Consider the following 25,902-nt stretch of genomic DNA (forward strand, 5'->3'; position numbering starts at 1 on the left):
CACGAGTGAGGCCACGCGATGGCATTGCAGGTCGCCGAGGGAGACGAGACTCCCTTCGGCACTCCCCCCGACACCCCCGCCGGCGCGGCACGGCCGTTCGTCGACGTCGGCTCCCCCTCCTTCCGGTTCGACGACCGCCGCCTGCACACGGCCCGCACCCAGGGCCTGCTTCCGGACAGCATCTACGGTCCCGTGGTCTGCGATCACGCCACGGTCGGGCGGCTGCTGCGGCAGCCGACCCTGGTGCACGACCCCTGGCGGCAGCTCCGCTGCTCCGGGGTCACGGACCGGGCGGTCGGATCCTGGTTCGCCTCGCTGCTCATCTTCTCCCGGGCCCGCGACCACGACGCGCTGCGGCAGCGCATGCGTCCCCTCCTGCGCGGCCCGGCCTTCGACCCGGCGTTCGCCGCCGCCGAGGCCCTCGCCGCGACCGCCGGACTCGACGGCGCGTGCGAGTTCGTGGCGGACGTCGCCGACGCCGTCGTGGACGCGCAGGCGGCGCGGTTGCTCGACGTCGGCAAGGGGACGTACCGCGAGATCGCGCAACCGGTACGGGACCTGGCGCTCGTCCACCGGCTGATGCCGCTGGAGACGCTCGCGCGGGCCAAGGCGGCGGTCGAGCACGTGCAGGACTTCCTCGGCCGGCTGGCCCGCCGGGAGGGCGTCACCGCGGCCGAGCGCCCGGACTGGACCCGCTCCCGGATGTCGCTCCTCATCGGGTTCGAGCCGTACCGCCTGACGCTCGGCCAGCTGGTCGCGGTGCTGGCGGACCATCCGCGGACCTGGTCGGCGGCGGCCGGCGACGAGACGGCCGCCCGGTCCGCGGTGCGGGAGCTGCTGCGCTGGATGCCGACGGCGCCGATCCAGATCCGGTTCACCGAACAGCCGTTGACGCTGGCCGACCGCACACTGGAGCCCGGCCGTCCGGTACTCCTGTGCGCGGTGCAGGCCAACCGCGACGCGGAACCCGACGGCGACGCCTACCGGCCGCGGCGCGTGCCGTCCCGGCCGCACCTCAGCTTCGGCGCCGGCCTGCACTACTGCATAGGCGCCACGGCCTCCGAACTCCAGCTGACCGCCGTGCTGCGCGCCCTGGCGGCACGATTCGGCGCACCCGAGCCGACGGGCGGCGTCCGGTGGGGCCCGCCGTCCGGGGTCCAGGGACCGGTCGAGGTCCCGGTCCGGCTGACCCGGCGGCCGGCCTGACACCCCCCGGCGGACCGGCCGGCCCGGCCCGGCTCAGTCCGTGACCACCGAGGTGTTCAGACCCTTGTCGTAGTGGTTGTGGGCGATACGGATGCCCGAACTGCCGTGGAAGACGAACAGCGGTGAGGTGTACGGCGGTCGGTCCTGGCCGTCCAGGCGCCGGACGGTGTTGCCGGTGAAGGCGAAGCCGCCGACACTCTTGGCGTCGACGACGGTGACGTCGCCGATGTCGAACGCGTTCCGCTCGACCTTGATGCCGTGGTGCACCGGGTGCGCCGGGTCGACGACCTGGTTGGTCGGCTCCACGAAGATGACCGGACCGGTGGGCCGGGTGAAGGTGTTCCCGCGGATCGTGAGGTCGGTGACCGGACCGGACTCGTACCACTGGTAGGCGTCGGCGGAGACGTAGATGCCGGCCATGGACATCCCGTCGAACCGGTTGCCGGTGATGAGGACGGGCTTGCGGGTGGTGACCAGCACGCCGCGGGTCGGGACGTTGCGGAACACGTTGTGCGAGATGACGACCGACGGGGTGGCCGTGATGTTCTCGACGACCGTGCCGTTGATCTCGGTCCCGTCGGGGACCGGCCGGTCGAGGGTGACGGTCATCGTGGTGAGCGGCTTGTCGTGGTCCGTTCCGCTCGGCCCGTCGACCGCGGTGACCACCGCGTGCGCGCCCGTCAGCGGTGTCATCGTGCGCTTGTCCGTGAACTCGACCTCGTCACCGGGGGCGAACTGCGGGAATCCCGCGGTCTGCGGGTGCTCGTAGGCGAGGGTGACGGTGGACGGGCCGGGCTTCCCGACGACCTCCAGATAGGTGCCGTGGATGTTGATCGGGTCGTCCTGCGGCCCGTCGAAGACGCTTCTCGTGATCGAGACCTTCCCCTTGACCCCGGACATCTGCACGAAGTCCGCGAAGGAGGCCGTGGAGCGGCCGGACGCCGGATCGGGTGCGAAGTCCACCCGGTCGATCGAGATGTTCTCGCTGAACTGCCCCACCACGCCGAAGGACTGGAGGTAGTAGGCGTGCATCGAGCGCAGGGTCACGTTCTTCGACTGCCAGATGAACGCGCCCGGTTCGGTCCGCTCGATGTTGCGCATCTGGTAGACGAGCCCGGCGTCGGCCGGGCGGGCCGCCGTGGTGTAGTCGATCCGGATCCGGCGGTGGCCGAGGTCGGTGACCGCGGCGACGTCGTCGAACAGCGGGTTGTCCCCGCGCCAGGTCCGCTGTGCCCCGGGGTCGTGGATCTGGGTGTACTGGAGTCCGTCGACACCGGACCAGTACGGCTGCCCGGTGGCCGGGCTGGTCTCGCCGAGCCAGCTGATGTGCGTGCCGTTCACCTGGTAGGGGCTGCCGGCGGGAACGGACAGGACGCGGTAGGCGTGCCCGTCGGTGACACCGGTGGCGGCGACGGTCGCGTCGACGACCTCGGGGGCCGCGTAGTCGAAGGAGAAGTTCGTGAAGGTCACGTTCGTCGAGCGGATCGACGCGAACGCCGTCTGCAGACCGTGGTAGACCAGCTCGGCCCCGCCGCCGTCGACGGTGACGTCGTGCATGTCCTCGATGAGCAGCCCGATCTTCTTGTCCCGGTAACGCTGGTCGGCGCCCACGGTGTTGGACACGTACAGCTCACGTGTCTCGGCCCGCTCGGGGTACAGCTGGTAGGTGCCCTTCGAGAACACGATCCTGACCGGCCGGCCGATGCTCCGGGCGTGCCGCAGCGCCGCGGTGACGGCGGGCGTCGAGTCCGTACGGCCCGTCGGGTCGGCGCCGTAGCCGTCCACGTCGACCACCACCGGGGCGGCTTTCGCCACCGCCACGGCAGGAGGACTGCCGGCGCCGCCGAGCAACGCGAGTGCGACTCCGAGAAACGCGAACCGAGACATGGACAGTCCCTCCGGGGCATCCGTGAGTGTTGATCGCTGCCAATGCGTGCTGTGCCGTCACAGAGCCGAGGAGTTCGCCGGCGGGTAGACGAAGTCCATGGTCACGGAGCCGTCGTAGCCGTCGGCCGAGACGTCGCCCGGCACGTCGTAACCCTGTCGGCGCGCCCCGCGGATCGCTCCCGGAGCCATGTAGCCGTCGGCCGCGACCGGCTGCCCCTGGAGCTGCCCCTCGTACCCGAGGCCGGCCGTCGCCTGCTCGGCCGCCCGGTGGTACCGACCTTCATACGGCTCCCTCCGCCGCCGGTGGGGCCGGCCGTCGGTGATGCGCGGTGATGCATGCGGGATGTGAGGCTCGGCTGGAAGCTAACAAGCGCCCCGACCGACTTGCAAGACGTAGTTGAAAACTTTCAGCTCGGCTGATCGCCTTATATAGCGCGGGAGTTGCGTGATTTCCAGATTCCTTACGCATGGTGAGGGGGAAGCTCCCTCGCCCCCCGCCGCCCCGCCGCCGCTCGGCCACCCCGCCCGCTTCTCCCGGCCATCACCGCGCGGGGGGTTGTCCTGACATTCCTCCGGATCTAGGGTCCCTTCGAGAGCAAGCGCTTTCTCCGCGTCTTGGCCCCCGCACCCCCAGGAGGACCGCATGCCCCCGCACCGGACCCGCCGCCGGGTCGCCGTGATCGGCACCGGCTCGATCGTCGGCGGCAGCCATCTGCCCGCCCTCACCGCCCACGCCGACCGCGCCGGACTGGTCGCCGCGGTCGACGTCGACCAGGCCCGCCTCGACGCCTTCCGGGAACTCGCCGGCGGCGACGTCGCCGGGTACACCTCCGTCGACGAGATGCTGGACGCCGTACGCCCCGATCTCGTCCTCGTCGGCACACCCCCCTCCCTGCACCGCGAGCAGACGGTGGCCGCGCTGAAGGCGGGTGCCTGGGTGCTGTGCGAGAAGCCGCTGTGCCTGTCCCTCGCCGAGTACGACGAGATCGCCGCCGCCGAGGAGGCCTCCGGCGGCTACGCCTCCGTCGTCTTCCAGCACCGCTACGGCTCCGGCGCCGTCCACGCCCGGCAGCTGATCACCGGCGGCGAGCTGGGCGCCCCGCTGGTCGCGCACTGCCAGACCACCTGGCACCGGGACGCCGACTACTACGCCGTGCCGTGGCGTGGCACCTGGGCGAGCGAGGGCGGCGGCCCGACCATGGGCCATGGCATCCACCAGTGCGACCTGCTGCTGCACCTGCTCGGCCCGTGGACGGAGATCCGGGCCATGGCGGCCCGCCTGGTCCACGACACCGAGAGCGAGGACGTGTCCACCGCCCTCGTCCGCTTCGCGAACGGCGCACTCGCCACCGTCGTCAACAGCGTGCTCTCCCCGCAGGAGGTGAGCCGCATCCGTGTCGACTGCGCGGACGCCACCGTCGAACTCACCCACCTCTACGGGCACCGCAACGAGGACTGGGTCTACACCCCGGCCCCGCACGTCCCCGCCGCCCGCGCCGACGCCTGGCGCACCCCGGGGGCGGACGTGCCCAGCTCGCACACCGCGCAGCTCGGCGTCCTCCTCGACGCCCTCGACGCGGACGTACGGCCCCCGGGCAGTGGACCCGACGCCCGCGCCACCCTCGAATTCGCCGCCGCGCTCTACAAGTCGGCGTTCACGGGCCGCCCCGTGCACGCGGGCGAGATCGGCCCCGGCGACCCCTACTACGCAGCCATGCACGGCGACCACCCCCACTGGGCCCCCACCGAGGAGCGCGCATGAGCATCCGCGTCAGCCACGTCCACGGCGAGCACATCGCGGTCGCGGCACCGGACGGCACCGAGATCCTGCGGTACGTCTACCGGCCCGACCCGGAGGCGTACGAGGCGCGCAAGCCGTACGCCCACCCGGTGCGCACGCTGGCCGGCCGGACCGTCACCGGCTACCGGCCGAGCGACCACCGCTGGCACAAGGGCCTCCAGATGACGGCCAGCCACCTGTCCGGGCAGAACTTCTGGGGCGGCAACACCTATGTCCCCGGGCAGGGTTACCAGGTGCTGCCCGCACGGGTCGGCTCGATGCGGCACGACGGCTTCACCGGGTTCGACGTCGCGGCCGACCGGTTCGCCTTCACCGAGGAGCTGACCTGGGTGGAGAACGGCGGCGCCGAATGGGCACGGGAGGTACGCGGGCTCACCGTCCACTCCGTCGACGAGGAGGCCGGCGCCTGGGCGCTCGACTGGACGATCCGTCTCACCAACCTCCGCGGCGAGCCGCTGACCTTCGGTTCCCCCACCACCGAAGGCCGCGAGATGGCCGGATACACCGGGCTCCAGTGGCGCGGCCCCCGTGACTTCACCGGCGGCACCGCGTTCGGCCCGGACTCCGTCACCGGCGCCGAGAAGCTGATGGGCACCCAGGGCCCGTGGCTCGCCTACACCGCCGAGCACGACGAGGTGGACGGGTACTCCACGATCGTCTTCGCCCACGCGCCCGAGAACCTCGACGCCCGCGAGGCGATCCACGAGTCGCACTGGTTCGTGCGCGCCGAACCGATCCCCACGGCCGCGTTCTCGTGGGCGTTCTTCGACGAGTTCGCCCTGCCGCCGGGGGAGTCCTTCGCCTACCGCTACCGGATCGTCTTCGCCGACGGCGCCTGGGACGCCGACCGGGTCGCCGCACACCTGGCGGGCCTGCCGTGGTGACGGGACCCGAGCCCGCCCTCCCGCACCCGCTCCCCGGCGCCGTCGGCCTGTCCCACCTCAGCGCCTACGACTGGGAGGCGGCCGACGGCGTCTGCGGCGGCAGCCCGCACCTCCACCTGGTGTGCACCGAGGCGTACGTCGTCACCGGCGGCCGGGGCGCCGTGCAGACGCTCAGCCCGGACGGCTACCGGGACACCCCGCTGGCGCCCGGGTCCGTCGCCTGGTTCACCCCGGGCACCGTGCACCGCATGGTGCAGGGCGGTGATCTGCGCATCACCGTGCTGATGCAGAACAGCGGACTGCCGGAGGCCGGGGACGCCGTCTTCACCTTCCCGCCCGAGGTGCTCGCCGACCCCGAACGGTACGCGGCCGTGGCGACGTTGCCGCCGGGCACGGGAGCCGCGGCGGAGCAGGCCGCCCGCAGGCGCCGGGACCTCGCCGTCGAGGGCTACCTCGGTCTGCGGGAGGCGCTGGTCGCCGGGGACGCCGGCCCGTACGCCGAGTTCCAGCGGGCCGCCGCCCGGCTGGTGCGCGACCGGGTGCCGCGCTGGCGCGAGCTGTGGCGGGCCGGTGCGCTCGCCGCCGCCGAGCGCACCGGCGCCCAGCTGGACGCGCTGCAGGCCGGCGAGCCGTCGTACCTCGGCGAGGCGACCGCGTACCTGACCGCGCCCACGCGGCTCGGGGGGTTCGGGATGTGCGGCCGCCGCGACGAGTACAGCCTGCCGGGCGTGACCCTCCCGTACGCGGGGGACTAGCAGAGGTGTGCGCGGAGCCCGGGGAACGCGAGGTCCGTGGTGGATCAGGGGGTGGTATGCGTTAGCGTGGCAGGCGTTGCCGGGGAGTCCCCGTGCCGGTTCATGCGGGTCAAATAGGTGCAATAGGGGTAAGTGTGCAGGTCGGGGTGGTTTCATGAGAATCCTGCACACTTCCGACTGGCATCTGGGCCGGGCGTTCCACCGCGTCAACATGCTCGGCGCCCAGTCGGAGTTCATCGGCCACCTCGTGGCGACCGTGCGCGAGCACGCCGTCGACGCCGTGGTGGTGGCGGGGGACGTCTACGACCGCGCGGTGCCGCCGCTCGCCGCGGTCGAGCTGTTCGACGACGCCCTGCACCGGCTCGCCGGCCTCGGCGTGCCCACGGTGATGATCTCCGGCAACCACGACTCGGCCCGCCGCCTCGGTGTCGGCGCCGGTCTCATCGACCGCGCCGGTATCCACCTGCGCACCGAGCCGTCTGCCTGCGGCACCCCGGTGGTGCTCGCCGACGCCTTCGGGGACGTCGCCTTCTACGGCCTGCCGTATCTCGAACCCGCCCTGGTGAAGGACGAGTTCGCGGTCGAGCGGGCCGGGCACGAGACCGTGCTTGCCGCCGCCATGGACCGGGTCCGCGCCGACCTGGCGGCCCGCCCGCCCGGTACCCGCTCCGTCGTCCTCGCGCACGCCTTCGTCACCGGCGGCGAGCCCAGCGACAGCGAACGGGACATCACGGTGGGCGGCGTGGCCGCCGTCCCGGCCGGCGTCTTCGACGGCGTCGACTACGTGGCCCTCGGCCACCTGCACGGCTGCCAGACCCTCACCGGACGCGTCCGCTACTCCGGCTCCCCGCTGGCGTACTCCTTCTCCGAGGCCGCCCACCGCAAGAGCATGTGGCTCGTCGACCTCGCCGCCGACGGCACGGTCACCGCCGAGCGCCTCGACTGTCCCGTCCCGCGCCCCCTGGCCCGCATCCGCGGCACCCTGGACGACCTCCTCGCGGACCCCGCCCTCACCCCCCACGAGGACGCCTGGGTGGAGGCCACCCTCACCGACCCGGTCCGCCCCGCCGACCCCATGGCCCGCCTCACCGACCGCTTCCCGCACACCCTCAGCCTGGTCTTCGACCCCGACCGCGCCCCGGACGACCCCGACGTCTCCTACGCCCGCCGCCTGGCCGGCCGCACCGACCGGCAGATCGCCGAGGACTTCGTCGCCCACGTGCGCGGCGCCGGCCCCGACGAACACGAACTGGCTGTCCTGGGCGAGGCGTTCGACGCGGTGCGCGCGGACGGCACGGTACGCGAGGTGGCCCGGTGACAGCGCGTCCGCACCGGCGCCGCCGCACGGAGGTGGCCGCATGAGGCTCCACCGGCTCGACATCACCGCGTTCGGCCCCTTCGGCGGCTCCCAGAGCGTCGACTTCGACGCGCTCTCCGCCGCCGGGCTCTTCCTCCTGCACGGCCCGACCGGCGCCGGGAAGACCTCCGTCCTGGACGCCGTCTGCTACGCCCTCTACGGCACCGTCCCCGGCGCCCGGCAGACCGGCCAGGGCCTCACCCTGCGCAGCGACCACGCCGACCCCGCCACCCGCACCGAGGTCCGCCTCGAACTCACCGTCGCCGGACGCCGGTTGGAGATCACCCGGCAGCCGCCCTGGGAGCGCCCCAAGAAGCGCGGCGCGGGCACCACCCTCGACAAGGCCCAGACCTGGCTGCGCGAGTACGACGCGAAGGCCGCCGCCTGGAAGGACCTCAGCCGCTCCCACCAGGAGATCGGCGAAGAGATCACCCAGCTGCTCGGCATGAGCCGCGAGCAGTTCTGCCAGGTCGTGCTGTTGCCGCAGGGCGACTTCGCCCGCTTCCTGCGCGCCGACGCCGGCGCGCGCGGTCAGCTGCTCGGCCGGCTCTTCGACACCCAGCGCTTCGCCGACGTCGAGAAGCGCCTCGCCGAGCGCCGCAGGACCACCGAGGCCCGGGTCCGGGACGGCGACTCCGTGCTGCTGGCCGACGCGCACCGTATGCAGCAGGAGGCCGGTGACGCCATGGAGCTGCCGGAGGCGGCCCCCGGCGAGCCCGGCCTGGCCGCCGCCGTCCTCGCCGCCGCGGCCGTGGCCCGCAGCACCGCCCGGGAGCGCCTCACCGTCGCCCACTGCCGGCTCACCGCCGCCGAGTCCGCCCAGTTCGCCGCCGACCGCGCGCTGGCCGACGTACGCGAACTGGCGCGGTTGCAGGCCCGGTTCGCCGAGGCGCGGCAGCGGGCCGGACGGCTGGAGGAGCGGGCCGGGGACCACCTGGCTGCGCAGGCGCGGATGGAGCGGGCCCGGAAGGCGGCGGCGGTGGCGCCGGCGCTGGAGCTGCGGGAGGCCGCCGAGGAGGAGCACCGCAGAGTGGCCGGCGCCGAGGTGCGCGCGCGGGCGCTGCTGCCGGAGACCCTCGCCGGGGCCGGTGCGGCGGGGCTCGCCGCGGCTGCCCGCAAGGCCGCCGAGGAGCTGGGCGGGCTGGAGTCCGCGCGCCGGGCCGAGCGACGGCTCGCCGAGGTCGTCGACGAGCGGGGCCGGCTCGACCGGCAGGAGCGGGACGACGAGGACACCCTGCGCGAGGCCGCGGGCTGGCTCGCCGGCTGGGACGCCAGGCGCGCGGGACTCCAGTCCCGTGTCGACTCCGCCCAGGACGCCGCGACCCGCGCCGAGCAACTCGCCGTACAGCGCGACCCCGCCCGCCGGCGGCTGGAGGCCGCGCGGTTGCGGGACGAGCTGGGCCGGGACACCGACGAGGCCCAGCGCACCGCCCTCGCCTCCGCGGAGCGGGCCGTCGACGCACGGACGCACTGGCTGGACCTCAAGGAACAGCGGCTGAACGGCATCGCCGCCGAGCTGGCCGCACAGCTCACCAAGGGAGAGCCGTGCGCGGTCTGCGGGGCCACCGAACACCCGGCGCCGGCCGAGAAGTTCGCGGGCCACGTCGACCGCGCGGCCGAGGAGGGCGCGCTCGCCGCCCTGCAGCGCGCCGACGAGCAGCGCGCCCGGGACGAACGGCGGCTCGGTACCGCACGCGAGGCACTGGCCGCCGCCACCGCCGAGGCGGGCGACACCCCGACCGCTGAACTGGCCTCGCAGGCGAGCGAGTTGGAGCGGGAGTACACCCAGGCCCGGGGGGCGGGCTCCGCCCTGCACGCGGCGCACGAGGAGCTGCGGCTGGCCGAGCAGGAGCGCGAGCGCCGGCTGACCGAGCGGCAGCAGGCCGAGGTCAGGGCCGCCGCACGGCTGACCCGGCGCGAGGGCCTCGACGCGGAACAGGCCGCCCTGGAAGCGGAGTTGGACCGGGCCCGGGGGAGCGCCGCCAGTGTGTCCGCGCGGGCCGCGCAGCTGGAGCGGCAGGTGGCGCTGCTCACCGACGCCGCCGACACCGCCCGTGCCGCCGAGGACACCGCCCGGCACCTGAAGGACACCGACGCCCGGCTCGCCGACGCCGCCTACCGGGCCGGTTTCGACACCCCGCAGGCCGCGGCCGCCGCCCTCCTCGACGACACCGCCCACCGCGAACTCCAACGGCGGCTGGACGAGCGGCAGTCCGAGGAGGCCGCGGTGCGCGCGGTGCTGGCGGAGGCCGACACCGCGGCCGCCGCCCAGCGGCCGCCCGCCGACCTCGACGCGGCGGAGCGCACCGCCGCCCTGGCCGCCCGGCGGCTGCGCGACGCCGCCTCCGCCCGCGACCGGGCCGCCCGCAGCTGCGCCGAACTCGACCGGCTCTCCGCCCGCGCCACCGAGGGCGTACGCCGGCTCGCCCCGCTGCGCGAGGAGTACGACCGGGTGGCCCGCCTCGCCGGGCTCACCGCCGGCACCTCCGCCGACAACGAGCGCAGGATGCGCCTGGAGTCGTACGTCCTGGCCGCCCGCCTGGAACAGGTCGCCGCGGCCGCGACCGTACGCCTGCAGCGCATGTCGTCCGGCCGCTACACCCTGGTCCACTCCGACGACCGCACCGGACGCGGCCGCAGCGGCCTCGGACTGCATGTCGTCGACGCCTGGACCGGACGCGAGCGGGACACCGCCACCCTCTCCGGCGGCGAGACCTTCTTCGCCTCCCTCGCGCTCGCCCTCGGCCTCGCGGACGTCGTCACCGACGAGGCCGGCGGCGTCAGTCTCGACACCCTCTTCATCGACGAGGGCTTCGGCAGCCTCGACGACCAGACCCTGGACGAGGTCCTCGACGTCCTGGACTCCCTCCGCGAACGCGACCGCAGCGTCGGCATCGTCAGCCACGTCGCCGACCTGCGCCGCCGGGTCCACGCCCAGCTGGAGGTCTCCAAGGGGAGAACGGGCTCGGCCCTGCGGCAGCGCGGGGTCTGAGCGTTCCGCCGGTTGCGCGGTCCGTACACCGCGGGCCGGGGCTGGTCGCGCAGTTCCTCCCCCAGCCTTCGGCCGGGGGTACCCCCAGCGCCCCTTACGGGGCCCGGTGTAGCGCCCCCGAAGGGGCGCGGGGAACTGCGCGACCAGCCACGACGGCGCCGCAGACGGCAGACCGGGGAGCGCTCAGACTCCGACAGCCCGCCGCGGAAGCGGCGAGGAGTAGACGACGCTCGTCGTCACCGAGCCCAGCGTGCCGATGCGGCCGGAGACCTCCTCCAGGTGCCGCATCGAGCGGGCGGTGACCTTGATGACGAAGCAGTCGTCGCCGGTGACGTGGTGCGCCTCCAGGATCTCCGGGGTGGCGGCGACCAGGTCGTGGAAGGGCTTGTAGTTGGCGTTCGGGTAGCGCAGCCGGACGAAGGCGAGGATCGGCAGGCCGAGCCGCTCCGGGTCCACCACCGCCGCGTATCCCTGGATCACGCCGGCCTCCTCCAGCCTGCGCACCCGCTCGGTCACCGCGCTCGGGGACATCGCGACGGCCCGCGCCAGCTCGGCGAAGCTGGCCCGGCCCTCGCGCTGCAGGACGTCGAGGATGTGCCGGTCGGTGGCGTCCGGGGAAAACTCGGTCATGGAGGATGGATAACAGGGAATCCCCGGCCGGACAAGGGCAGGGCCGGGGATCACGCCTTCAGGGCGCCCCGTCGCCCTCGTAGATTTGCGGACATGGAGATCCGCTGCACCGACGGCGGCCGGCGAAAGGCCCCACATGACCGTCACCACCGCCAACCCAGTCCTGCGCGTCGCCCCCGCCGCCCCCGCCGAGGCCGCCGCCCACTTCCGGGCGAGCCTCACCCTCTACGCCGACGTCTCCGACGTGGCTGCCGCCCTCGCCGCCGACGGTGACCCCGGCTTCGTCGTCCTGGACTCCCGCTCCACCGCATCCTGGGACCAGGGCCACATCCCCGGCGCCGTCCACCTGCCCACCGCGCTCGTCGCCGAGCAGGCGGCCGGGCTGCTCGACAGGGCCGTGCCCGTGGTGACGTACTGCTGGGGTCCCGGCTGCAACGGCGCGACCCGGGCCGCCCTGGCGCTGGCCGAACTCGGCTACCGGGTCAAGGAGATGCTCGGCGGATTCGAGTACTGGGTGCGTGAGGGCTTCGAGTTCGAGACCTGGCAGGGGCGCGAGCGCCGCGCCCCGGACCCGCTGACCGCACCCGTGGAGGGCGACTGCGGTTGCTGATTCCCGGAGGCGAACCTGTGCCGTCGCTGTCCGTGTAGGTTCACCCCATGACTCGATATGCGGATCCAGGCGCGGTGGAGTGGGTGGAGTCGGGCGGCGGCCCGCTGGTGGCGGTCCCGGAGACGGTCCTGCCGTTCTGGGCCGGCGCCGACAGCGAGGACCTGGCCACCGACTACGACCGGGCCTGCGAGGTCGACGGCTACGTCGGACTGCTCCCGGTCGGGGACAGCACCGCCCTGGTCCTCGGCGACGAACCCGCCTCGACGTCCTTCCTGCCGGACCACGGCACCTTCGTACGGTGGTCCGCCGCCAACTCGGAGGAGGAGCTCCTGGCGCAGGTGCCCGCCGCCCTGGACGCTGCCGCGTGGGAGAGCGAGATCCGCTGGCAGGTACCCGGCCCGGTCGTCCTGTTCGACTCCGCCTGGCCGGGCGGCGAGGCCGAGGGCGGCGACCACCTGCGGGTCCCGCTGGAGCCCGGCACCTACGCGGTACGCGCCGCCTACACCAGGCCGGGCCCCGAAACCTGGCTGGGCCTGGTGCAGTTGCGCAGACTCCCGTCCTGACGAGCCGTCACTTGATGCCGTCGATCGCGATGTTGAGGTGGCGCGGCCCGCGCAGCACCGCGTTCGGGCGGTAGGGCGGCGGGTCCTCGACGAGCCGCGGGTTGTCGAGCCGGCGGGCCAGCTGGGCCAGCGCGATCTGGGCCTCCAGACGGGCCAGCGGGGCGCCGAAGCAGCTGTGGATGCCGCTGCCGAAGCCGAGGTGCTGGATGTCCTGCCGGTCCGGGTCGAAGCGGTCGGGGTCCGTGAACCGGTGCGGGTCCCGGTTGCCCGCGGCCAGCACCAGCCAGATCCGCGAGCCCTTGGGGATCGTCACCCCGTGCACTTCGAGGTCGGTGATGCAGGTGCGCTGCGGCAGCAGCTGCACCGGCGGCTCGTAGCGCAGCAACTCCTCCACGATCCGCACCGACAGCCCCGGGTCGCCGCGCAGCCGCTCCAGGTACTGCGGGTGGCGCAGCAGCGTCAGCATGCCGTTGGTGATGAGGTTGACCGTCGTCTCGTGGCCGGCGATGAGCAGCAGCACCGAGGTGCTGAGCACCTCCATGGTCGTCATGGCCCCGTCCGGACCGTGACTGTGCACCAGGTCGGACAGCATGTCCTCGCGCGGCTCCTTGGCGCGCTGCTCCGCCAGCCCGTTCAGGTACATGCCGAGCTGCAGCCGGGCCTCCTGCGCGGTCCTCGCGGACTCGTCGGCGGTACTGCTGTCGGGGTCCAGACCGGCCACGATCGGGTCGACCCAGGCCCGGAAGCGGGGCTCGTCCTCGCGCGGCACGCCGAGCAGCCGGCAGATCACGGTGACCGGGAACGGGTAGGCGACCTGGTCGACCAGGTCGATCTCCCGGGCGTCCCCGAGACCGTCGATCAGCTCGGTGACGATCTCCTCCAGCTGGCCCCGCATGTTGTCGATCCGGTGCGGCTGGTGCGGCGGACCGAAGGAGCTGTTGGCGATCCGGCGCAGCCGGTCGTGCTCCGGGGGGTCGAGCCGGATGAAGCTCGGCGGCAGCCCCGTGGCCTCCGGGCCGGACAGCTCGTCGTCCCTGCCCACGGTCACGTTGGACTCGTCGGAGCTGATCCGCGGATCATGGAGCAGGGCCTCGATGTCGTGGTAGGTGCTGATGATGTAGGGGCCGTCCTCCTCCTCGTGCAGCACCGGGGTCTTGCGGAGTTCCTCGTACAGCGGGTACGGGTCGGCGCGGTTCGCGAAGTCGGTGATCTGGCGCAACATCGAGGTCTGCGTCATGACAGTTCCTTGGAGCGTCGGGGCCCGGTCGCGGTCAGTGGCGGCCGGGGTGGAAGACCAGCTGCGTGTCGGTCGGCGAGTAGCCGCTGAGGGTCACCATGGGGGCGTGCGTCGGCAGGGCCGGGTCCGGGAAGTCGGCGTCGACCGGCACCCGGCCCTCGGGACGGCGGTCCACGGTCGGGAACTCCACCGGGAACGGCCCGGCCTTCTCGATCTGCCGCTGGTAGAACTCCAGCCACCGCGTGTTGTCGAAGCTCACCGCCGCGATCGTCCGGCCCTGGTAGCCGTACACCCCGACGAACCGGCGCTCGGCCAGCGAACCCTGGGTGATCATGATCTGCTCGCCCATCGGCGGCACCCCGACCGACTTGATGTTCACCCCGAACTGCGACGACCAGAACGCCGGCACCCACAGGTGCGGCCTGCGCTCGGCGCTCGGGCTGATCATGTTGTGCGCGGCGATCTCGGCCTGCGCGACCGCGTTGCCCCAGTGCTCGAGGGACAGGAACTGGTAGCCGAACAGCGCGTGCGGGGACCGGGCGACGTCGCCGGCGACGAAGACGTCGTCGGTGACGATGCCCCGGAAGTCGAAGGCACGGCAGCCCGCGTCGCAGGCGATGCCCCGCGGGCCCGCGCCGAGACCGGAACCGGCCAGCCAGTCGGTGTTGCGGGTCGCGCCCAGCGACACGATCACCACGTCCGCCTCGACGACGGACTCGTCGGACAGATGGACCGCCCGCACCCGCCCGGCCGGGTCGCCCTCCAGCGCGGTGACCATGACCCCGGTCCGCAGGTCCACCCCGTTCTCGCGCTGCATCTCGGCCGCCACCGCGCCGATCACCCCGCCGAGGGCGCCCACCAGCGGCGCGCCCGCGCGTTCCGCGACGGTGACCGCGATGCCCTGCTCGCGGCAGGCCGAGGCGATCTCCGACCCGGTGAACCCGGCGCCGATCACGAACACCCGGCGCGGCCCGGCCTTCATCCGGCGCAGCAGCGCGGCCGCGTCGTCCCGGGTGCGCAGCGTGAACACGCCCTCCAGGCGGGCCTCGTCCTCCCTGGGCCAGGGCCGGGCCCGCACCCCGGTCGCGATCAGCAGCCGGTCGTACTCGACCTCGTCGCCGTCGGCCAGCCGGACCCGCTTGGCCTCGACGTCGAGACCCGTCGCCGCGACGCCCAGCCGCCACTTCGCGTCGATCTCCCTGCGGTGCGGCAGCGCGGTGTGGTGCGGGGCCGCCCTGCCGAGCAGCACCGCCTTGGACAGCGGCGGCCGGTCGTAGGGCTCGTACGGCTCGTCGCCGATCATGGTGAGTTCGCCCGAGAACCCCTCGGCACGCAGCGTCTCGGCACCCCGCAGCCCGGCCAGCGAGGCACCCACGATCACGATCCGGCCCTCGCGGCGCAGCCAGTCGAGATAGTCAGCGGGCGGCATCGGAGGCCCCTCCCGCGAATCCGTCCAGGCCGTCGGCGGTGATCGCCTGCACCGGGCAGGCGGCGACGGCGCGCGCCACCCGCTCCCGGTGCTCCTGCTCGGCCTGCGGGTTGTAGACGAGGGACTCCTCGCCGTGCATGGCGAAGACGTCCGGAGCGAGGAACGCGCACTGCGCGTACCCCTGACATCTGTTGAGGTCGACGACAAGGCGCATCATGGCTCCGCCCTTCCGGTGGCCAGGTCCGGTGCGTACCGCGGTCCGTCGTGCCAGGCCCGGACGGCGGAGAACTCCCCGCACGCCAGCATGGGAGCCCGGTCGTGCCGTCGCGCGCCGGGGCCCGCCGATCGGGTGAGCCGTCAGCCCGGCGGGGCCGCCGGCACCGCGGTGGCGCGGCGGAAGCTCGCCCCGACGATGTACACGCTGAGCAGCAGCGACCAGGCCGGGAACACCAGCTCGGCCCAGGGCACGGCGGACGACACGAACAGCAGGACCAGGGTGCTGAGGAAGCCCAGCAGCGTGAGCCAACGCGGCAGGATGCGCAGGCGGTGCCCGATCACCGAGGCGGAGCAGGTGAAGACGGCGGCCATCCGCATCGCGTACCCGGTCATCAGCGTGTACGCGAGATCCTGGCCGAAGTCCCAGGTGGGCCGGGACGGCGAGGTGCCCGCCGGATGAGCGGTGCCGAGCACGGCCGAGGCCACCGCGGCGGCGGCGAACATCATGGCCGTGAAGACCAGGCCGCTGCCGAGGAACACGGTGGCCATGAACCGGTCCTCGGCGTCGCCGACGTGCGAGCGGACGGCGCCGACGAACCACAGGAAGAAGATGCCGGCGAACGGCACCAGCAGCAGGGCCGCGTGGACGGCGCTGCGCCGGGCGGGATCCGGCTGCTGGGCGGTGACCGCGTCGGCGCCCTGCGGGATGGCCAGCCGGATCAGCACCATGGCGGCGGCCAGCAGCAGCGCGAAGACGATCCCGGCCACGCCCGCGGCACGCGGGGTCTGCAACGGCTCCCTCGGGTGCGTGGAGGTCTGCATCCGCGGCTCGCTTCCTGTGTCCGGTGGCCCCCGGCACCAGCAAGCCCGCCGGCTCCGGCCGCCGCCACCGGAGCACGCCCGAACGGCAGACCGCGCCGGCCCGGTCGCGGCTGCCGCCGGGCGTCCACCGGCCGTGGGCGCCCGCACGGTACCGCCGCCCGGTCGGGCGCAGCCCGTACCGTCAGAGCTGCGACAGCTCGTCCACCAGGTCGTCCAGGCCCAGCGAACCCTGGGACAGGGCCGCCATGTGCCAGGACTTGAGGTCGAAGCCGGCGCCCCGCCGCTCCCGGGCCTGCTCCCGGCCCAGCAGCCAGGCCCGCTCGCCCAGCTTGTAGCCGATGGCCTGCCCCGGCATGGACAGGTAGCGGGTCAGCTCGCTCTCCACGAAGTCCGCGGGCCGGCTGCTGTGCGAGCCGAAGAACTCCTGCGCCAGCGCGGGCGTCCAGCGCTCCCCGGGGTGGAAGGGGGAGTCGTCCGGGATCGTCAGCTCCAGGTGCATGCCGATGTCGATGATGACCCGCGCGGCCCGCATCATCTGTGCGTCCAGGTAGCCGAGGCGGCGCTCCGGGTCCGTGAGGAAGCCCAGTTCGTCCATCAGCCGCTCCGCGTACAGCGCCCAGCCCTCGGCGTTGGCGCTGACCATGCCCACGCTGGCCTGGTAGCGGGACAGGTTCTCGGCGACGTGCTTCCACTGCGCGAGCTGCAGGTGGTGGCCGGGCACACCCTCGTGGTACCAGGTCGACACGAGGTCGTAGACCGGGAACCGGGTCTGGCCCATGGTCGGCAGCCAGGTGATGCCCGGGCGCGTGAAGTCGTCCGACGGCGGCGTGTAGTACGGCGCCGCCGCGCTGCCGGGCGGAGCGATCCGGGACTCCACCCGGCGCACCCGCTCGGCCAGGTCGAAGTGGGTGCCGTTCAGCTTCTCGATGGCCTCGTCCATCACCGACTGCAGCCAGCCGCGCACCTCGTCGACACCCTCGATGTGGGTGCCCTGCTCGTCCAGGTGCGCCAGCGCCACCCACGGCGTGGCCGCGCCCGGCAGGATCTTCTCGGCCTCGGCCTTCATCTCGCCGAGCAGCCGGTGGTACTCGGACCAGCCGTACGCGTACGCCTCGTCCAGGTCGAGATCGGTGCCGTTGAAGTAGCGCACCCAGCGGGCGTACCGCTCCCGGCCCACCACGTCCGGCGCGCCCTCGACCGCCGGCGCGTACACGTCCCGCATCCAGTCGCGCAGCGCCAGCACCGCCGCGGTGGCGGCGCGGGCCGCCTCGTCCAGCTCCGCGCGCAGCGCCTCCGGCCCGGACGCCGCGAACTGCTCGAACCAGCCCTTGCCGTCGCCGGTGTCGGCCCATTGGCCGAGCTGCCCGACGAAGGTCGCGGTGGCCCGCGGACCGCCGTACAGCTTCCGGTCCAGGCCGAGTTCGAGGGACTGCCGGTAACCCTCCAGCGCGGCCGGCACCGCGCGCAGCCGCTCGGCGACCGCCGCCCAGTCCTCCTCGGTGGCGGTGGGCGTCACGGTGAACACCTGGCGCACCGCGTGCGCGGCCGAGCTGAGGTTGCTGACGGAACGCAGGCCCTCGTCGGCGTCGTGCACGGCGAGGGAGGCGCTGAGCCGCTCGCGCAGCAGGCGCGCGCAGCGACGCTCGATGTCACTGTCCGCACCGGGCTGCCGCTCGGCCTCGTCGAGCTTGGCGAGCGTGTCGCGCTGGAGCCGGGCGAGCGCCTCGGCGCCGGCCGGCGACTTGTCGGGCAGCCGGCCCGAACTCTCCTTGTCGCCGAGGAAGGTACCGGTGATCGGATCGAGGGCGATGAGCTCGTCGACGAAGGCGTCGGCGACCTGACGGGGCAGCGGGCTACTGGTCTGTGACATGCGGTCCATCCTCGTACGACGGACCGCCGCCCGTCACGGGGATCGGGCCGGCGACACCGGCGGAAGCAGCGGCCCGCACTCCCACTGCTGGAAGATCAGCCGGGTCTCCACCCGGGCGACCTCCCGGTGCGCCGTGAACTCGTCCAGGACCAGCCGTTGCAGGTCCGCCATGTCCGCCACGGCCACATGCACCAGGTAGTCGTCCGGACCGGTCAGATGGAACACCGTCCGGGACTCCGGCAGCGCCCGGATCCGCTCCACGAACGGCCCCACCAACTCCCGCCGGTGCGGCCTGACCTGCACCGACAGCAACGCCTCCAGACCGCGGCCGAGCTTGGCCGGATCCAGCTCCAGGCGGTGCCCGAGGATCACCCCCGAGCGGCGCAGCCGGGTCACCCGGTCCAGACACGTCGACGGCGCCACGCCCACCTGGGCGGCGAGATCGCGGTAGGTGGTCCGGGCGTCGTTCTGCAGCAGCCGCAGCAGATGCAGATCGACCGGATCCAGTACGACGGAATCGGACATGGGTCGAACGTAACACGGGTCTCACCTCGCAGGCTCCGTCGATTGTTCACCCTGCCGTCATGGACACAGCAAGCACCTACGACGACCCGGCAGCCGTCGGCGGCCACGCCACCCGCACCCCGCGCGCCCTGGCCACCGAGGCCGTGCACGCCGGCCGCGACGACCTCGCCCGCCAGGGCCTGCACGCCCCGCCGATCGACCTGTCCACCACCTACCCGTCGTACGACAGCCGTGCCGAGGCCGCCCGCGTCGACGCCTTCGCCACCGACGGCGCCGACCCTTCCGGCCCGCCCGTCTACGGACGGCTCGGCAACCCGACGGTCGCCCGCTTCGAGACCGCCCTCGCCCGCCTGGAGGGCACCGAAGCCGCGGTCGCCTTCGCCAGCGGCATGGCCGCCCTGTCCGCCGTCCTCCTCGCCCGCGCGGCCACCGGTCTGCGCCATGTCGTCGCGGTACGGCCCCTCTACGGCTGCAGCGACCACCTCCTCACCGCCGGCCTCCTCGGCACCGAGGTCACCTGGACCGACCCGGCCGGCATCGCCGACGCGCTGCGCCCCGGCACCGGGCTGGTGCTGGTCGAGTCCCCGGCCAACCCGACCCTCGCCGAACTCGACCTGCGGGCCGTCGCCCACGCCTGCGGCACGGTGCCGCTGCTCGCCGACAACACCTTCGCCACTCCCGTGCTGCAACGCCCCGCCGGACTCGGCGCACGCCTGGTGCTGCACAGCGCCACCAAGTACCTCGGCGGCCACGGCGACGTGCTCGGCGGAGTGGTCGCCTGCGACGAGGAGTTCGCGGGACAGCTCCGGAAGATACGGTTCGCCACCGGCGGCGTCCTGCACCCGCTCGCCGGCTACCTGCTGCTGCGCGGCCTCGCCACGCTCCCGGTGCGGGTCCGCGCCGCCTCCGCCTCCGCCGCCGAACTGGCCCGCCGCCTCACCGCCGACCCGCGCGTCGCCCGCGTCCACTACCCGCGGCTGGGCGGCGCGATGATCGCCTTCGAGGTGTTCGACGACCCGCACGAGGTCATCTCCCGGGTACGCCTGATCACCCCGGCCGTCAGCCTCGGCAGCGTCGACACCCTCATCCAGCACCCGGCCTCCATCAGCCACCGCGTCGTCGACGAGCGAGACCGCCGCAGCGCCGGCGTGAGCGACCGGCTGCTGCGGCTGTCGGTGGGCCTGGAGGACGTGGACGATCTGTGGGCGGACCTGGATGTGGCACTGGGGCCACTTTGACGCGCCCCTTCGGGGGCGCGGGAACTGCGCGACCAGCCCCCACGCTCCCGCAGTCGCCGACCGGCCGTACGCCCTACGGCGCTTCGGCGTTCCCCAACTCACCCGCACCGGAGAGCCACCCCGCGGCAGTCACGGCGTCACCCCGCTCCGCCGTCAGCCGAGCCGTGATGACCAGCGTCCCCTCCTCGATCTGATAGTCGAGCGGCAACCCCAGCCCCCTCATCGCCGCCACCATCCCGGTGTTGGACGCCTGCGTCACCGCGTACACGCTCTCGCAACCCGCCTCGACCGCCATCCTCACCAGCCGTCCCAGCAGTTCGGCGCCGATACCGCGCCGCTGCCAGTCGTCCTCGACGAGCAGCGCCACCTCGGTCTCGTCGCCGTCCCACAGCAGATGCCCGAGGCCGACGATCCGGCCCGAGGCGGTCTGCACGGCCAGCGTCCTGCCGAAGCGCGGGCTGAGCAGGTGGTTCAGGTAGCGGTCCGCGTCCCCGACCGGCCCGTGGTAGCGGAGCGCAAGCGTCCGTGTCGAGCAGCGCTCGTGCATCGCCCGCGCCGCCTCCAGGTCACCGGTGTCGGCCCGGCGCACCGTGATCTCGCTGCCCGCGGGGAGCGAGACCACGTCCTGGCTGCGCGGGATGCGCGGTCCGAGCCGGGCGTCCAGCTCCACCAGCGCCCGCGCCCGCGCGAACTCGGTCGGCGTGAACGGGAGATAAGGCCGTTCCACGGTGATCGCTCCCCCCTCCGGCGCACGCAACCGCATCACGGTGTCCTCCAGCGCCCCTTCGACGGGAACCGCCTCGGGGCTCCGGGCCCCGCCGACCGGGTGGGCGGGGAGCGAACGGATCGTGCACCTCCCCAACAACTGCCGGAGGGCCAGCGGAAGTTCCGCCGCGTCCAGGGCGGTGCGCGTGGCCAGCCCCAGGACCCGGGTCGGCGCGTCCACCAGATCGTGCGCGTCGGCCCGCTCGATCCAGGTGTCCGTGCCCCCGGCCAGCGCGACCGCCCGCGTGATGTCACCGGCGATCAGCTCACCCGGGGCCCGCAGCAGGAACTCGTCCACCGTGCCGTCGCCCAGCGGATGCGTCTGCAGGCTCAGGATGTCCACGCGGTGCCCGGCGAGCGCGCTGCACAGCGCCGCCAGCGAGCCCGGCTCGTCCCGCACCGTCGTCCGCAGCCGCCACAGCGTGCTCGCCCGGTCGCCGGTTCCCGAGGCGTCCGCGCCGGCTCCGGCCTGCCGTGTCTCGGTGACGGCCGGCCGGGCGCCGGTATCGGTATCCGTCACCGGCGGTGCGTGACCTGGGCGCCTCGCCCACCAGACGTGGAAGCCCGCCGTCGCCGCCAGCACCAGCGCCGAGATCGTCAGCAGGGCGGGCCCGCCGGGCCCGTGCCCGACCAGGTTCGCCACCCCGTCGGCCACCGCGACCGCCGTGAACAGGGCGGCGAGCTCGACGACGTCCCGTCGCCAGTGGTGGACGGGGCGTCCGTTCCTTGCGCGTGTCACATCAGACATGTCTCGATTCATGCAGCCACTGTGAAGCAACGGTGTTGCGTGATCACGAACGCTCTGTGACCGATGGGTAAAGCATGCTTACGTTCCTTTTGTGGCGGTTCCCGGGTTGTCGCGGGCTGTGAAATGACCGATTCCTGCCCCTGTCAGGCGGCCTCCGCCATCGCCAGGGCGTCCCGCAGCCGCCGGGCCTGGACCACCAGCCGCGACGAGCCGCGCCGGGCCGCCGCGCCGGCGAGATGCGGCAGCTCACCCCCGGCCCCGGACCGCTCGGCGCAGTCGGCGGCCACAGCGAGCAGCTCCCCGAGCCCACGGGCCGCGCCCGAGGCCCCCGAGGCGCCCGAGCCCTCCGCGGTCCCGCCGGTCGCGAGGTCGGCGAGCAGTACGGGCAGGGTGTGCCGGAGCATCTCCCAGATCGTCGCGTTGGCCCCCGTGGCCGCCGCCGTCCGGGCCGATTCGGCCAGCCGCAGCGGCTTCACCGCACCGCGCCGGACCAGTTGGCCGAGGTCGGCACCCAGCCGCTCCGCGTCGAGCTGCCCGCGCGCGGCGAGCACCAGCAGCGCGTCCACCGCGGCCAGCCGGTCCTCCGGATGCCGGGCACCCAGCCCGTACGCCACGCACAGGTGCGTGCTCTCACCGGCCGGGCCGCCGGACTCGGCGAGCAGCGGAAGGGCGGCGGCCATGCCCCTCCCGTCGTCCCGGGCGGCCTCGCAGAAGTCCTGCACCAGCCGTACCGCGACGAGTTCGCGCAGTTCCGGGAGCGTGGCCAGCCAGTGTCGGTGGCTCTCCTGGCCCCAGTGGTAGCAGTAGTGGACCGCGTCGGGCACCGTGAACGCGCGGCCCAGCTGCCGGAACGCCTCCGGGAAGTCCGTCCGCAGCTCGTGGACCTCGCCGGACTCGATCAGGATGCGCGGACCCGATGTCCTGCGGTCGAAGCCGGGCAGGGCCGGTGCCCCGGCGGACAGCAGGCGGGCGAGTCGCTCGCCCTCCGGTGTGCCGAGCTCGCTCGCGCGTCCGGCGGCGGCCAGGGCTGCCGGACGGTCCTCGCGCCGGACCCGCAACAGGGCCTGCGCGAAGTCGACTTCGCCCACCCGGGCGCCGAGGCGGCGGTAGGTGCCGAGCCGGTCGACGAGTTCGGCCGGCTCCAGGAGCCCGGTGCTCCACGAGGGTGTGGCCAGCAGCAGCGGCTGCGGGTCCGTGCGTATCCGGTGGGCCAGTTCACGCAGCCGGACGTCGAGGACGCGGGAGAACCCGTGGCGCGCGCACGCGTGGTCGGCGGGACCGTGCTCCAGTCCGGCGAGGAGGGTGGCCGTGCTCACGGCCCCGTACAGCGTGGCCAGGACGAGTTCGAGGCCGCCCTCGGCGGTGAGGAGGCCGCGCCGGGTATGGCCGAAGCGCTCCTCGGAGTGCTGCCGGCGGTATGCCTCGGGCTCCCACCACCAGCGGGTGGCCGCCACCGGTTCGAGCGCCTCCCGCAGCGCGTCCTGGTCGCGGTGCGCGTGCCGGGCCAGACCGTCCAGCGCCCGCTCGAACGCGGCCACGTCCGCGTCCTCGTCCGCCGCCAGCAGGGCCGAGACCTCCTCGGCGAGTTCCACGGCGGAATCCGGCGCGGCCGGGAGCCGGAACGGCTCCGGGGCAGGCGGCAGCATCTCCTCGTAGGCCTCGGCTGCCGCCGCGGGCACGATGCCCAGAGCCGCGGCTGCCCGCACCCGCAGCGCCGGGCTCAACCCCTCGGCCGCGACGGCGATCTCGGACCGGACCCCGTCCGCGCCGTCGAGCCGCTTCGCATGCCGCTCCACCAGCTTCAGCGCGCGCTCCTGCAGCTGGGTGTCCTCGTGCCCGAACGCCTGGGCCACGGCCGGCAGCAGTTCCGCCGCCGCGGACGTGTCGTGGGCGAGTACCTTGCCCAGCAGCACCAGCTGGGCGCGCACCAGCTTCTTCTCGGCGCGGAACAGCAGCCCTTCGGAGGCCTCGGCGAGCTGCCGCGGGGTGAGGTCGCCGTCCAGCGCGAGGGCGGCGAGGACCGACTGGGCGTGGGCGGCGACCGGGGAGACGGCGTCCCGGGCCAGAGCCGTCCAGTCGGCGACGCGCTCGCGCGTCTCGTCCCGGGTGAGGGCGAGCAGGCCCAGCAGCGGCAGGAAGGTCCGGTGGTCGGTGGGGCCGCCGCCGCGCAGCAGGCGGGCCACACAGGCGTCGACCACGGCCTTGCGCTCCAGGACGCCGGCACCGGTCAGCTCCGCGAGGGCGCTCTGCCAGGAACCCGGCCCGTCGCCGAACAGCCAGCGGACCTCACCGAGATCGGAGAGCTCGAACAGGCCGTTCACCAGCGGCGCGAGGTCGGGCTCGGCGCGCAGCCGCTCGACGAGGGGGACGCGTCCCCAGCTGTGGCCGATGTGGCGGACCCAGCCGACCACATAGGCGTCCGTCACCGGCACCTCGCAACCCGAGCGCCGTACCAGCCCCGCCATCAGCACGAACGGCACGTCCGCGGAGACCGGCCGCGCGGCCAGCCGCCGTGCCACGTCGGCCTGCCAGCCGGTGTCCCGGTCCGCCAGCACCTTCAGCAGCAGGTCCGCCGGTGCCTGCCGCCAGCGCATGTCGGCCCCGGCGATCCAGGTCGCGGCCGCCGCGGCCCCCGAGTGGCACATCGCCCCGGCCACCTGGAGCGCCGGATAGCTGCGCTCGGACCGGGACTCCCACGGCGCGGCCCGCAGCTCCTTGCGCAGTGCCTGCAACCCGGGCAGCAGCGCCCGTCGTTCGGCATCCGTCAGCTTCTTCACCAGGAGGGCCGTCTCCCCGGCGCGCCCCGCCCGTACCGCCTCAAGTACCGCGTTCACCGTGCACCCCCGCCGATCTCCGTCATGTCCTGTGCCACGTTCTGCGCGCCGTTCCGCTCGCCGCCGTGCTCCACCGCGGCCCCCCGCCGCACCATCCGCACCGCGAGCGCGTGCTTGCACGGACCGCGCCCGCCCCGGTACTTCGCCCACCACAGGCAACTGCAGCTCAGCACGCCCGCCGCGTCCCGCACCCGGTGCACGTGACCGTCCTCGGCCGTCACCGTGGACAGCTCGCCGGCCAGGGCCACCGCGCCCGCGGCCACCAGCGCCCGGGCCGACCGCAGCCGGGGGTTGTGCCGCTCCACCCGCCCGGCGTCGTAGGGCAGTTCGCGGTGGAAGTAGGCGGCCTCCGCCGTGTCGTAGCCGACGCGTCCCGAGGTGCCGAGGCGGACCAGGGCCGCGCGGACCCGCTCCGCGGTGAGCCCGGAGGCGGCGGCGAGGTCGGCGACGTCGACGCGGGGCTCCCAGGCCAGCAGGACCGCGATCAGCTCCGCGTCCTCGGCGGCCTCGTCGGTGGCGAGGGCGTCCAGGACGCCGCCCTCGCCGGAGAACCCCCGCGCGGCGTCGGGCGACAGGGTCAGTGTCAGCCGCATGCCCGGGAGCACGACCTCCCAGGCGGCGGCCGTGCCGGAGGCGGCGAGGGCGCCCTGCGGGCCGTAGACGCGCAGGGCCGTCGCATGGCGCAGCACCCGCTGCAGCGCGCCCAGCCGCTCCGGTCCCGGCAGGCACACCGCGCCCGGCACCGGCCGGGTCGTCGGCCGCAGCCCCCGGCCCACCGGGACCACCCAGCCGGGACCGGCCGAACCCCGGCGTGCGGTGCCGCCGCGGGGGAGCGAGCGCAGGAACCGCACCGCCTCGTCCGCCGGCAGCTCGGCCCGCAGGTCGAACCCGGCGGCTATGACCTGTGCCTCCGCGAAGCCGCGCAGCCAGCGGTCCGGGAGCGGGACCTTCTTCTCCACCACCGGGCCGTCCAGCGTGGTGACCGCCAGCTCCTCGGGGCCGACCCGAAGGTGCAGCGGATCGTCCGAGCCGAGCCGGGAGAGGGCCTCCCGCAGCGGGTTGTTGACGTCGACGTTCGTCGTGCCCTCGCCCACCTCGCCGCCGTCCAGTCCCGGGCCGAGGACGTCCAGCCGGGCGTACACCCCGCCGCAGCCGGAGAAGGACTCGAAGCGCAGCCGGTCGCCGTTGCCCGTCACCACCGGGTCCAGCGAGGCGCGCAGCTGCGGCTGGTAGTACCGCGCCGCCGCCACGTCGGCCACCGCGAGCAGCCCGGCCGCGGCCACCTGAGGAGAGGTCAGGAAGCCCGCGAAGAACCGCGGATGGTCCTCGACCCCGGTGGGTGTCGCGCCCCGGGAGGTCTCGAGACCGAGATGGCGGCCGCCGGCGCCGGAGCGCAGCACGGAGGGTTGGCGATAGGCCACGGCCTGTGAAGATCGCGTCATGGAAAAACCGTAGAGGCGACCACTGACAATCGGCTCCGACCTGCGAGAACACCCGCGAAGGCGCCCTGCGGGCAGGGGAGTTCGGAGAGTG

The 25,902-nt window shown here is 74.0% G+C and carries 21 protein-coding genes; 9 read left to right on the top strand and 12 right to left on the bottom strand.

Going from position 1 to position 25,902, the window contains the following annotated elements:
• Positions 1-18 precede the first annotated feature (18 nt).
• On the top strand, positions 19-1,206 hold the full coding sequence (locus tag ACFZB3_RS23710; protein ID WP_391378139.1) for a cytochrome P450: 1,188 nt from the start codon (positions 19-21) through the stop codon (positions 1,204-1,206).
• 33 nt (positions 1,207-1,239) lie between these two features.
• Here the strand turns inward: ACFZB3_RS23710 and ACFZB3_RS23715 are convergent, their stop codons facing one another.
• Together ACFZB3_RS23715 and ACFZB3_RS23720 are read right to left on the bottom strand one after the other, a co-directional pair.
• Positions 1,240-3,093 carry a right-handed parallel beta-helix repeat-containing protein gene (locus tag ACFZB3_RS23715; RefSeq protein WP_391378141.1) on the bottom strand — a complete coding sequence of 618 codons (1,854 nt, stop codon included), beginning with the start codon at positions 3,091-3,093 and terminating at the stop codon, positions 1,240-1,242.
• 57 nt (positions 3,094-3,150) lie between these two features.
• Positions 3,151-3,282 carry a hypothetical protein gene (locus ACFZB3_RS23720; protein WP_391378143.1) on the bottom strand — a complete coding sequence of 44 codons (132 nt, stop codon included), beginning with the start codon at positions 3,280-3,282 and terminating at the stop codon, positions 3,151-3,153.
• A 454-nt stretch (positions 3,283-3,736) separates the two neighbouring features.
• Here ACFZB3_RS23720 and ACFZB3_RS23725 point away from each other — a divergent pair, with 454 nt between their 5' ends.
• The 5 genes from ACFZB3_RS23725 (at position 3,737) to ACFZB3_RS23745 (ending at position 10,882) form a co-directional block, all read left to right on the top strand.
• Entirely contained in the window at positions 3,737-4,855 is a 1,119-nt protein-coding gene (locus ACFZB3_RS23725) for a Gfo/Idh/MocA family oxidoreductase (RefSeq protein WP_391378145.1), read from the top strand.
• A complete protein-coding gene (locus tag ACFZB3_RS23730; protein WP_391378147.1) occupies positions 4,852-5,778 on the top strand; it encodes a DUF6807 family protein in 927 nt (308 codons plus the stop codon). Before ACFZB3_RS23725 ends, ACFZB3_RS23730 begins: the two co-directional genes overlap by 4 nt.
• Positions 5,772-6,533 carry a cupin gene (locus ACFZB3_RS23735; protein WP_391378149.1) on the top strand — a complete coding sequence of 254 codons (762 nt, stop codon included), beginning with the start codon at positions 5,772-5,774 and terminating at the stop codon, positions 6,531-6,533. The genes ACFZB3_RS23730 and ACFZB3_RS23735 overlap by 7 nt, the downstream gene beginning before the upstream one ends.
• A gap of 154 nt (positions 6,534-6,687) precedes the next feature.
• Positions 6,688-7,851: an exonuclease SbcCD subunit D C-terminal domain-containing protein gene (locus tag ACFZB3_RS23740; RefSeq protein ID WP_391378152.1), complete on the top strand. Its 1,164-nt coding sequence runs from the start codon at positions 6,688-6,690 to the stop codon at positions 7,849-7,851.
• A 40-nt stretch (positions 7,852-7,891) separates the two neighbouring features.
• Positions 7,892-10,882, top strand: a complete 2,991-nt coding sequence (locus tag ACFZB3_RS23745) for an AAA family ATPase (RefSeq protein ID WP_391378154.1) — start codon at positions 7,892-7,894, stop codon at positions 10,880-10,882.
• 183 nt (positions 10,883-11,065) lie between these two features.
• On the opposite strand, the gene ACFZB3_RS23750 is transcribed toward ACFZB3_RS23745, so the two are convergent.
• Positions 11,066-11,512 (bottom strand): winged helix-turn-helix transcriptional regulator, encoded by a 447-nt coding sequence (locus tag ACFZB3_RS23750; RefSeq protein WP_391378156.1) that lies wholly within the window; start codon positions 11,510-11,512, stop codon positions 11,066-11,068.
• 136 nt (positions 11,513-11,648) lie between these two features.
• Here ACFZB3_RS23750 and ACFZB3_RS23755 point away from each other — a divergent pair, with 136 nt between their 5' ends.
• Both ACFZB3_RS23755 and ACFZB3_RS23760 read left to right on the top strand, forming a co-directional pair.
• Complete coding sequence (locus tag ACFZB3_RS23755; RefSeq protein ID WP_391378158.1) at positions 11,649-12,122, top strand: rhodanese-like domain-containing protein; 474 nt, start codon at positions 11,649-11,651, stop codon at positions 12,120-12,122.
• Positions 12,123-12,169: 47 nt separating this feature from the next.
• Positions 12,170-12,685 carry an Imm21 family immunity protein gene (locus ACFZB3_RS23760; protein WP_391378160.1) on the top strand — a complete coding sequence of 172 codons (516 nt, stop codon included), beginning with the start codon at positions 12,170-12,172 and terminating at the stop codon, positions 12,683-12,685.
• A gap of 7 nt (positions 12,686-12,692) precedes the next feature.
• On the opposite strand, the gene ACFZB3_RS23765 is transcribed toward ACFZB3_RS23760, so the two are convergent.
• From ACFZB3_RS23765 to ACFZB3_RS23790, 6 genes are all read right to left on the bottom strand, one after another.
• On the bottom strand, positions 12,693-13,922 hold the full coding sequence (locus ACFZB3_RS23765) for a cytochrome P450 (RefSeq protein ID WP_391378162.1): 1,230 nt from the start codon (positions 13,920-13,922) through the stop codon (positions 12,693-12,695).
• A gap of 34 nt (positions 13,923-13,956) precedes the next feature.
• A complete protein-coding gene (locus ACFZB3_RS23770) occupies positions 13,957-15,351 on the bottom strand; it encodes an FAD-dependent oxidoreductase (RefSeq protein WP_391378164.1) in 1,395 nt (464 codons plus the stop codon).
• On the bottom strand, positions 15,338-15,565 hold the full coding sequence (locus ACFZB3_RS23775) for a 4Fe-4S domain-containing protein (RefSeq protein WP_391378856.1): 228 nt from the start codon (positions 15,563-15,565) through the stop codon (positions 15,338-15,340). Before ACFZB3_RS23775 ends, ACFZB3_RS23770 begins: the two co-directional genes overlap by 14 nt.
• A 143-nt stretch (positions 15,566-15,708) precedes the next feature.
• On the bottom strand, positions 15,709-16,389 hold the full coding sequence (locus ACFZB3_RS23780) for a hypothetical protein (protein WP_391378166.1): 681 nt from the start codon (positions 16,387-16,389) through the stop codon (positions 15,709-15,711).
• 181 nt (positions 16,390-16,570) lie between these two features.
• The gene (locus ACFZB3_RS23785; RefSeq protein WP_391378168.1) at positions 16,571-18,259 is read right to left on the bottom strand and encodes a DUF885 family protein; all 1,689 of its coding nucleotides are present in this window, start codon (positions 18,257-18,259) and stop codon (positions 16,571-16,573) included.
• Between the two features lie 33 nt (positions 18,260-18,292).
• On the bottom strand, positions 18,293-18,784 hold the full coding sequence (locus ACFZB3_RS23790; protein WP_391378171.1) for an AsnC family transcriptional regulator: 492 nt from the start codon (positions 18,782-18,784) through the stop codon (positions 18,293-18,295).
• 59 nt (positions 18,785-18,843) lie between these two features.
• On the opposite strand from ACFZB3_RS23790, the gene ACFZB3_RS23795 reads away from it, so the two are divergent.
• Entirely contained in the window at positions 18,844-20,022 is a 1,179-nt protein-coding gene (locus ACFZB3_RS23795) for a PLP-dependent transferase (protein WP_391378173.1), read from the top strand.
• A gap of 73 nt (positions 20,023-20,095) precedes the next feature.
• Here ACFZB3_RS23795 and ACFZB3_RS23800 read toward each other — a convergent pair whose 3' ends face one another.
• The 3 genes from ACFZB3_RS23800 to ACFZB3_RS23810 all read right to left on the bottom strand — a co-directional run bounded on the left by ACFZB3_RS23800 (position 20,096) and on the right by ACFZB3_RS23810 (position 25,811).
• Positions 20,096-21,535 (bottom strand): GNAT family N-acetyltransferase, encoded by a 1,440-nt coding sequence (locus ACFZB3_RS23800; protein ID WP_391378175.1) that lies wholly within the window; start codon positions 21,533-21,535, stop codon positions 20,096-20,098.
• 143 nt (positions 21,536-21,678) lie between these two features.
• Entirely contained in the window at positions 21,679-24,369 is a 2,691-nt protein-coding gene (locus tag ACFZB3_RS23805) for a DUF6493 family protein (RefSeq protein WP_391378177.1), read from the bottom strand.
• Positions 24,366-25,811, bottom strand: coding sequence for an SWIM zinc finger family protein (locus ACFZB3_RS23810; RefSeq protein WP_391378179.1), 1,446 nt, complete (start codon positions 25,809-25,811; stop codon positions 24,366-24,368). Before ACFZB3_RS23810 ends, ACFZB3_RS23805 begins: the two co-directional genes overlap by 4 nt.
• Positions 25,812-25,902: the final 91 nt, after the last annotated feature.

The sequence above is a fragment of the Streptomyces sp. NPDC008092 genome, assembly GCF_042957285.1.
Lineage (GTDB): Bacteria > Actinomycetota > Actinomycetes > Streptomycetales > Streptomycetaceae > Streptomyces.